Origin of the sequence: Escherichia sp. WS1450 (assembly GCF_046487395.1) — a bacterium.
GTDB classification, from domain to species: domain Bacteria; phylum Pseudomonadota; class Gammaproteobacteria; order Enterobacterales; family Enterobacteriaceae; genus Escherichia; species Escherichia coli.
Window position 1 is genome coordinate 1 of sequence record NZ_JBJQJO010000055.1, and the last position, 7,888, is coordinate 7,888.

The window sequence follows — 7,888 nt, forward strand, 5'->3', positions numbered from 1 at the left end:
ATGGAGTACTCAGACTGCAGACAAGACGCCTCTTTTTCTGACCGCAGTGTTGACGGCGGCATCTTCAGAGAACCAGTAATTCTTCCCGGTAGCTTTCCTTTGTAGGTTATCAACACATCCTGCGCCTCTAAAATTATGGGGCGCTTTTCCGGCGACAGCTCGTCCCCTTCACATAACCCTGCAGCAACATCCCGGAACAATGTCTTTGCCCGTTTTATTGCCTCTGACTCATAAAACTCCAGAGTGGCGCCTTCCTGTCGTTCAAGGTTGATGTGTAAGTCAAATATCTCACAGGCAAAACGCTTTTTGTCACGCAGGGTTAAAATCACCGCAATTTTATTCTCAAAATTTCGGGTTCCTTTAACAACCAGTTCATGGTTTTGAGTCATTGTATTACTCTCCTGTTCTCTCTCAGCACCCTGTCCGACTACATCACGAAAGCCGCCGAATGAATGAGCAATGGAATAATGTTTGCTGTTTCCAGAGTGCTCTCTGGATTTTTCATTATTATGTTCCATTGAATTACTCTCCCCGCGCCGCCTTGCGACGGTCCTCTTTTATCTTGAAGTACAGATTCGTCAGATAAGTCAGAAAGCCCAGTGCCAGACTCCCCAGCACACCAATAGCAGCCCACTGTGACGGACTAACCTGATCAATCCACTGCAAAAACCAGTACCCGGCACTGCCTGCCGAGGTGCCATAGGCGACACCCGTTGTTAACTTATCCATGGATTTCATAACCCCACCTCGCAGATGCGGGTGCTGTGTAATGGAAATAAAAAGGCCACCTGACGTGGCCACCAGATTATTTCCCCACCAGCTCGTTTATCTCTTTCACTGTCTGATTAAACCGCTCTGACTCAAGCTCAACACCTAAGGCCCGACGCCCCAGCGCCATTGCTGCTTTTATTGTGGAACCGGATCCCATAAAAAAATCAGCAACCAGATCACCTGGTCGACTACTGGCATTGATTATTTGTCTGAGCATATCCGCCGGTTTCTCACACGGATGTTTCCCCGGGTAGAACTGAACGGGTTTATGCATCCAGACATCGGTATAAGGCACGGAGACTGATACGGAGAAATAGCGCCGGAGAGATTTAAACTCATCCAGCAATTCAGAATATTTGCGATTCAGTGAATCATAAGATGCCACCAGCTGGTGGTGTGGTTGTTCCAGTTGTTGTTCCTGAAACTTCTCTGCCGCTATACGGGAAAACAGTGCCTGTAACTTCCGATAGTCAGCCTCATTCGGCAACTGCCACTGACTGGCACCAAACCAGTGGGAAACCATATTTTTCTTACCTGTGGCTTCGGCAATTTGTTTTGCCGTTATACCCAGTTCGGCACGAGCATCCCTGAAATACGAAATCAGCGGTGCCATTATGTGCTGTTTGAGTTCCCTTTCTTTTGCTGCATAGCCGTCACTTTTGCCGCGATATGGCCCCTGGTAATGTTCAGCAAACAGAACGCGCTCTGTGGCAGGAAAATATGCGCGCAGACTTTCTTTATTGCACCCGTTCCATCGTCCGGACGGCTTCGCCCAGATAATGTGGTTCAGCACATTAAAGCGTTCACGCATCATGATTTCGGTATCAGATGCCAGACGATGACCGCAGAACAGGTAAAGGCTTCCGGCAGGTTTTAACACCCGCCAGAACTGCGCCAGACACTGATCCAGCCATTTCAGGTAATCATCATCGCCCTTCCACTGGTTATCCCAGCCTTCGTGTTTCACTTTAAAGTATGGCGGGTCTGTGACAATCAGATCGACAGAGTTTTCCGGTAAGGTCTGGATAAATTCCAGGCAATCAGCGTTGATTAACTCACAACTGGATATTTTTACAGTATTAGCCATAGATCAATAAGCGCTTCTCTGATAGGCTCATACCGCTTTTGCGCAAAGCAGATGGGCCTGAGGTTTGCTTGTGACCCCAACGCATGAGCAGATGGCTGGCAGGTGCCGCCAACACCCACCAGCCGCCCATTACCACAAATTAAAAAGCCTTCACTGCGGAAGGCGTCTGTAACAACCGAACTGATAATCTGCCAGGCCCGCCATAACAAGCTGGGTCAGTATTAACTGGCAGCATTCGCGTGAAAGGTAAGTATTCTGCGCAATCTCCCCGACGGTCGCCGGTTCGGTGACGCTTAATTCATTAAGCACCACTCTGGCGGTTTCTGTCATATCTTGCTGTTTTAGCATGTCTTTTTCCCTTCTGGTTAACATGACATACCAATAACTCTTGTCTAAAAAGCCAGCAAGCTGAAAGACCTGTATTCGCAACCACCAGCGCGTTTAACGTCCTGTGCTGTTTTTCGGACACAAAAAAACCCGCACGGCGGCGGGTTGTAAAAAATCTTTTAACGCCAGGTATAAAACGCCCATCATTAGTGCGAATTTACCACAGATTCGGGAAAAATCAACAACACTATCGCGTTACCCTCTTCAACTGCCGCTCCGCCCATGACTCTTCAATGTCAAACCGAACCACCAGCGTATCGTAAAAACGCTTCACTGATTTTTTCCACGTATCAAGAGTGATAGCGCTCGTCACTTTGCATATGGCATTAAACGCCTCTGTTGACGGTAATCTTTCATAGCCACGACCACCACAACGCTGGCAGTCTCTGATAACAGGCATACCACGTTTTACCGACTCTTCACGATGAATGGCGACACCACGCCCACGGCAATCATTACAGGCGGTGGAGACCTCACCCTTTCCCCCGCATTCAGGACAGGCAACTTTTACCACTTCCCGGACTTTTTTCCATTCTTCCCAGTAAGACGGATACACACCCTTTGTACACTTTGCCCATACCGGCGGTTTACCATCCGGATACTGGACCTTGTTTGTAAAAACTACGCTTTCAATAAATTTTTTCCCACCGCAACAAGGGCACTGTTTTTTACTCGCTGCACTACGGGCATAATCCTCAAAAGCGTACGAAGCCATAATGCGCATCACTGTCGGTTTTATTTCTGCCGGAAGTTTTCTCAACGCCGCCACGCGATCGCACCGACTGAGTGCATAATCTGCCAGTAATTCTGTTGCCCGCGTTCTGTCATTCATACTGATGCCCATTTTCCCCAGGAACGCAGAAAATCCCATCTCAGCCCGGTTTTGTGTCATACCCTGCGCAGCCATCACATCAGTGATGCTCAGCGCATCTTTTGACGTCGAGACGGATGCATCAGTCAGGCCTGGCGATTTTGGGGAATAGTATTTCGGTAAATCTTCCAGTTTCATTTTTGGACCTCCCCGTCATGCATTATTTCGTAAATCTTCACGCCCAGCCGCCCACCAGGAACAGGCTGACCGCGCACAATATTGATTTCATCAAACTGCTCGTCGTCTATGAGAAGTCCGGCATGCGTCAGCGCATCCAGTGGTGCTTTCAGGATATTGTCCAGGTCACGACGGCGCTTATCCGGTGGCTCTGCAATAATCTTTATCGCCAGCCTTCCGGACAGGTTTAATTTCAGCCGCTGCTGGCGAACAATAAGTGCCACATCACGGCGATAACACTCACCGGCTTTTGATACAAAATATGTGCTGCCACGACGTCGCCAGTAGGTGTTCACCGTCGGCGGGTAAGGCAAAACAAATTCTATGCGTTCAGTCATTCATGCTTTCCACTTCAGGACACCCGAATTTCTCGCGTGCATTAAAAAACGAATCAGCAACAACAGCTGGCTGCCGTGTTTTTCTTCAAAATCTTTTACCCCGGCGTGCAGTTCGTTATGACATTTACGGCACAGCGGAATAACAAACAAATCATCAGCCTTTGTTCCCATCCCTCCCAGTCCATGACCAATGATGTGATGCGGATCATCTGCCTGATTACCGCACGTCATGCATTTCTGCGTTTTTACCCAACGCGTGTATACAGGCATCTCTTCCCGTTGTGGTTTCTGGCGCTGGAGATACTGAGCCGGTGACTCCGGATCAACGGCAATGCTGACCACCGTCTTTTCCTGTGGCGGGTTTTGCTGGTGGGCATGAGGCAGCGGCGCAAGATTTTTTGTGCGCTGCTTCAGTATGCTGGTGGCGGTCTGCTCTCCCGGTACGATGTCGCTTTCACGGTACATTGAACGGATTTTTTCCGCACGCAACCCCAGCGAACGACGTAATACCGCTTCCGGTAGCGCGTCCGCCACTTGATTGCAGACCGCCCACCAGGATAATTCAGCCAGAGATAATTCACGCTCCTGCGTACCGCTTATTGCGTGACCGATGACGTCAATCATCCATGCTGCCAGGTTTTGTTGAGCAAGTTGCTCAAGTGATTCGGATGTCTGGTCACGCAGCTGGTTATCGCAGTGCCAGCACAACACCATCGCGCCGGTGCCGTAACGATGTATGACGGTTTCACTGTGATGATAGTCACCATGAGGCCACTGGCAGGATTTGACATGACGCAACAGCCAGTCAGACAGTGCACCAGCGCCGCCAGCAGCACGAATCACACGCTCATTGCTGAAAAACCGCAGTAATGATTTATCCTCCGCCAGCGGCTGGCGAACGGCAGGGACGATGCCGGACGGCAGACCACGCATGCTTTTCGGTTCCGGCTCCACCAGCACTCGAGGGTTATGGAATACCTGCATGGATTCACGGCCTGGTTTAAGGACCACCAGCCCAAGTTCCGGTACCGGAACAGGTCGAAGTAATACCCGCACGTTACCTCCAGATGCGTTGCTGGAATGTGCGGGACGGACGCGGTGGGCGCTCGGAGTACGGCAGCCTGACGTAGATTATCCAGTGACGATAATCGAGGCTGAGGGCTTTCTTAATCTCGTATCCGTGTCTGCGGTAGCACTGAATTAGCCACTCGGCCTGTTCTTCAGTGCATGGGTCATGCTGGAACCAGTCAGATTTGAAAGTGCGGGAACGCCGCCCGTGCCTGCTGGCAAAGACGGCAGAATCATCAGAATTGTGTAATTTGGTATCGTGCGCCATCGGTTGTCTCTGCTGGCGCAGCAGGTGCCAGTTGTTCAGGCTGGCGTGCGAATTGTAAACCAGAATGCCAGGAAAAAACAAAACCCGCCGAAGCGGGTTAAGTGCGGGTGCGTTGAGGATGCCTGACACATCAGAGGTGGCGAGGGACTTCTCCCCCGCCTGGTCTCTTACTCCTCAGGTTCGTAAGCTGTGAAGACAGCGACCTCCGTCTGGCCGGTTCGGATTCGTACCTCGCAGAGGTCTTTCCTCGTTACCAGTGCCGTCACTATGACGGTTAAACAGATGACGATCAGGGCGATTAACATCGCCTTTTGCTGCTTCATAGCCTGCTTCTCCTTGCCTTTCGGCACGTAAGAGGCTAACCTACATGTGTTCAGCATGGATTGAGCCTCAGATTAATGTTAAGCGTCTTGCAGGACGCGTAATGTTAACTGGGGCTTTTCTCTATCTGCCTTTTGGTGTTCATGCCTGAGGCAGATAGCCTCAAGCACCCGCAGCAATTCTACTTAACTCACGTCACCTCGCCAATATGAAATCAATCAGAAAGGTGATCCATAAAATCACTCCTTCTCTTCTTTTCCGTAGTGGAGTTGGCCAATTTTGATAAGAGGGCGTCCCTGAGATTTGCGGTGTAGATTGGTATCGCGCAGAGAATACACACAGCCACAATATTCCTGCTGATAGAATTTTTCGCGCTTGCTGATTTCAATCATACGGGACGAGCCGCCCTGCTTGCGCCAGTTATAATCCCAGTACACCATACCCGGATAATGCGCAACAGCTCGCCGCCCACACTCGTTAACCTGCTGCATATTTTTCCAGCGTGAAATGCCCAGTGAACTGCTGATCACACTGAAACCATTTTCAGCAGCGTACAACGCTGTCCGCTCAAAACGCATGTCAAAACACATGGTACAACGGATCCCCCTCTCAGGCTCCCATTCCATTCCTTTGGCACGTTCAAACCAGTTGTCGGTGTCGTAATCAGCATCGATAAACGGCACGCCGTGTTGTTCAGCAAAGCGAATATTTTCATCCTTACGAATTAAATACTCTTTCTGAGGATGAATGTTCGGGTTGTAGAAAAAGATGGTGTAGTCGATTCCCGAGGCCTGAAGCGCCTCCATCACTTCACCGGAACATGGAGCACAGCAAGAGTGCAGTAGTAGTTTGTTTGCCCCGTTTGGGAGCTCCAATTTAGGCCGTTTGAAATCAGCAATAGTCATAAATATTTTTATTGGGGGTCATGAAAATAGCACAGAGTGTAGCATCAGAGCAGGGCTATCGGGAATATATGTCTAAATCTGGTAATATCTGGTTTTGACGCAAAGCGGACAACCACACTAGCTCTACCCTGCGCCATGAAAATGTCAATTCACATCTGAACTAATGCTCTTTAATCTAGTAAAGTCTAAAATACCTAACATTTCCTTGATAAAATGCCAGTACACGCTGCATAGCTTCGCTCTTCCGGCACTCTCGACAGATTATATTCAGGCGCCTGTCGTAGCGGCGTATTTCTCCGTCTGGTAATGACCGGATAAGGTCAGGATCAACCACAGATGGTTTTTTCACCTTTGCCCTAGATGGTTTTTTGCGGGCATTTTGCCAGTCCTTACGAGCCTGTTCAGACGGGAATAACCCGTAACCAGAGTTGTATACATCGCCACTGGCAACCAGCTCTCTGGCAAGAACGCTCAGCAGATATCTTGTCGCACCTGTTTTCGCTTCCAGTTGTCGTAACGTCTCGCGCCCACTCCGGCGAACCAGCTCAACAACCTGCCCTTTAATTTTTTCCCGCTCTTCTTGTGTAAATACTTTTGCCATAAGCGCCTCCGACAATCACTTTTCCGGTGCAACGTGGCGGGAAGAATCGACAATCTGTCGGACAATATCCCGGTGCTTGTTCAGTTCCCGCAGCGCGGCGCAGAGTCGCTCCCACTTCCGGACATGATTTTTCGCCCGACGCAGTTCGCGGTTTGCCATATGCAGCGATGGAAAAACCAGGTCATCCGCTCGCGTTTCAGTAAACGATGGCAACGATTGCACAATATCAGCCACAGTTTCTGTTTTAATATCTTCCTGTGTTGCAGCTTCCTGTACTGGTAACGCAACACCTGCTGGCTGAGGAAAGGCTTTACCATCAGTTTCCGCTACCGATGCAGACTCCGGCCCTGCCGGTAAGTTGTCGTCCGGCAGGAAGTAACGAAATTTACCGTTCCGATTAACGCGTGCCAGCCGCCCCGTTGCGGTTACTACCGCCAGTGTGGAAGCAACCTTGCGAGTGCTGACACCGAACTTACCCGCCAGTTCCTCACACGTTTTAGCCCCCTCCTGACTGATAAACTCAATCATCATGTCTGCAGTAACTTTTTGTTCGACCTCCCCGGTCAGCATATCCTGTGCTTCAGATTTTACTGGTCGCTCTTCGGTTACCCGGGATTCACCTTCGCCAGCCAGAAACCAGGTGTGACCAGTTTTATCAACGACGCCATTTCTTTTGAGTTCCCACAGCTCGTTCAGCACTTCTTCACGACTGATATCAAGTCGCGTAGCCAGTTCTACCGATGTGGCTTTTCCCATCGCTTTCAGTGCGTCAAAAACAGTCTCCATAAATTTCCTCCCGGTAAAAATTACTTCTCAACTCAGACAAAACCAGCCGCTTTCCGGCGTTCATATTCCTGTTTCAGCAACTCAATTGGCGTTGGTCCCGCAGGACGTTTGGGTGCTGCCAGTTGTCGCCGGACAGGCGGAACACTCAGGCCGTTGCTAACATGCTTTGCCCATTTCGTCAGCTGCCGTTCTGCAAGCCGTTTTAACTCCCCTTCGGTCATCTGGCGTTCAATCCCCTTTGAACGCATCTCGAGGCATATGTGATACAGCACAGGCTGAGACCACGGGTATTTATCGCTTCCGTCGTA

At 50.0% G+C, this 7,888-nt stretch carries 13 protein-coding genes; all 13 read right to left on the minus strand.

Annotated features, from left to right (window positions below; all coding sequences use genetic code 11):
• On the minus strand, positions 1 to 389 hold a 389-nt coding region (locus tag ACJHYR_RS26345; RefSeq protein ID WP_410233179.1), incomplete at its 3' end, for a YdfR family protein.
• Between the two features lie 133 nt (positions 390 to 522).
• Positions 523 to 738: a class II holin family protein gene (locus ACJHYR_RS26350; RefSeq protein WP_000839601.1), complete on the minus strand. Its 216-nt coding sequence runs from the start codon at positions 736 to 738 to the stop codon at positions 523 to 525.
• Between the two features lie 67 nt (positions 739 to 805).
• The gene (locus ACJHYR_RS26355) at positions 806 to 1,858 is read right to left on the minus strand and encodes a DNA-methyltransferase (RefSeq protein WP_260756804.1); all 1,053 of its coding nucleotides are present in this window, start codon (positions 1,856 to 1,858) and stop codon (positions 806 to 808) included.
• A 150-nt stretch (positions 1,859 to 2,008) separates the two neighbouring features.
• The gene (locus ACJHYR_RS26360) at positions 2,009 to 2,206 is read right to left on the minus strand and encodes a hypothetical protein (protein WP_045147648.1); all 198 of its coding nucleotides are present in this window, start codon (positions 2,204 to 2,206) and stop codon (positions 2,009 to 2,011) included.
• Between the two features lie 226 nt (positions 2,207 to 2,432).
• Positions 2,433 to 3,254 (minus strand): antitermination protein, encoded by an 822-nt coding sequence (locus tag ACJHYR_RS26365; protein ID WP_072740635.1) that lies wholly within the window; start codon positions 3,252 to 3,254, stop codon positions 2,433 to 2,435.
• On the minus strand, positions 3,251 to 3,631 hold the full coding sequence (locus ACJHYR_RS26370) for a RusA family crossover junction endodeoxyribonuclease (RefSeq protein ID WP_258794273.1): 381 nt from the start codon (positions 3,629 to 3,631) through the stop codon (positions 3,251 to 3,253). Before ACJHYR_RS26370 ends, ACJHYR_RS26365 begins: the two co-directional genes overlap by 4 nt.
• Positions 3,632 to 4,687, minus strand: a complete 1,056-nt coding sequence (locus ACJHYR_RS26375; protein ID WP_065793215.1) for a DUF968 domain-containing protein — start codon at positions 4,685 to 4,687, stop codon at positions 3,632 to 3,634.
• Position 4,688: 1 nt separating this feature from the next.
• Positions 4,689 to 4,967, minus strand: coding sequence for a hypothetical protein (locus tag ACJHYR_RS26380; RefSeq protein WP_137587735.1), 279 nt, complete (start codon positions 4,965 to 4,967; stop codon positions 4,689 to 4,691).
• 167 nt (positions 4,968 to 5,134) lie between these two features.
• Positions 5,135 to 5,290 (minus strand): type I toxin-antitoxin system toxin HokD, encoded by a 156-nt coding sequence (hokD, locus tag ACJHYR_RS26385; RefSeq protein WP_000813254.1) that lies wholly within the window; start codon positions 5,288 to 5,290, stop codon positions 5,135 to 5,137.
• A 237-nt stretch (positions 5,291 to 5,527) separates the two neighbouring features.
• Entirely contained in the window at positions 5,528 to 6,193 is a 666-nt protein-coding gene (locus tag ACJHYR_RS26390) for an epoxyqueuosine reductase QueH (protein ID WP_000150294.1), read from the minus strand.
• A gap of 175 nt (positions 6,194 to 6,368) precedes the next feature.
• Positions 6,369 to 6,794: a DUF977 family protein gene (locus ACJHYR_RS26395; RefSeq protein WP_072740638.1), complete on the minus strand. Its 426-nt coding sequence runs from the start codon at positions 6,792 to 6,794 to the stop codon at positions 6,369 to 6,371.
• 15 nt (positions 6,795 to 6,809) lie between these two features.
• The gene (locus ACJHYR_RS26400; protein ID WP_410233176.1) at positions 6,810 to 7,580 is read right to left on the minus strand and encodes a DUF1627 domain-containing protein; all 771 of its coding nucleotides are present in this window, start codon (positions 7,578 to 7,580) and stop codon (positions 6,810 to 6,812) included.
• 32 nt (positions 7,581 to 7,612) lie between these two features.
• Positions 7,613 to 7,888: replication protein P (locus ACJHYR_RS26405; protein WP_410233178.1), on the minus strand; the 276-nt coding region annotated here is incomplete at its 5' end.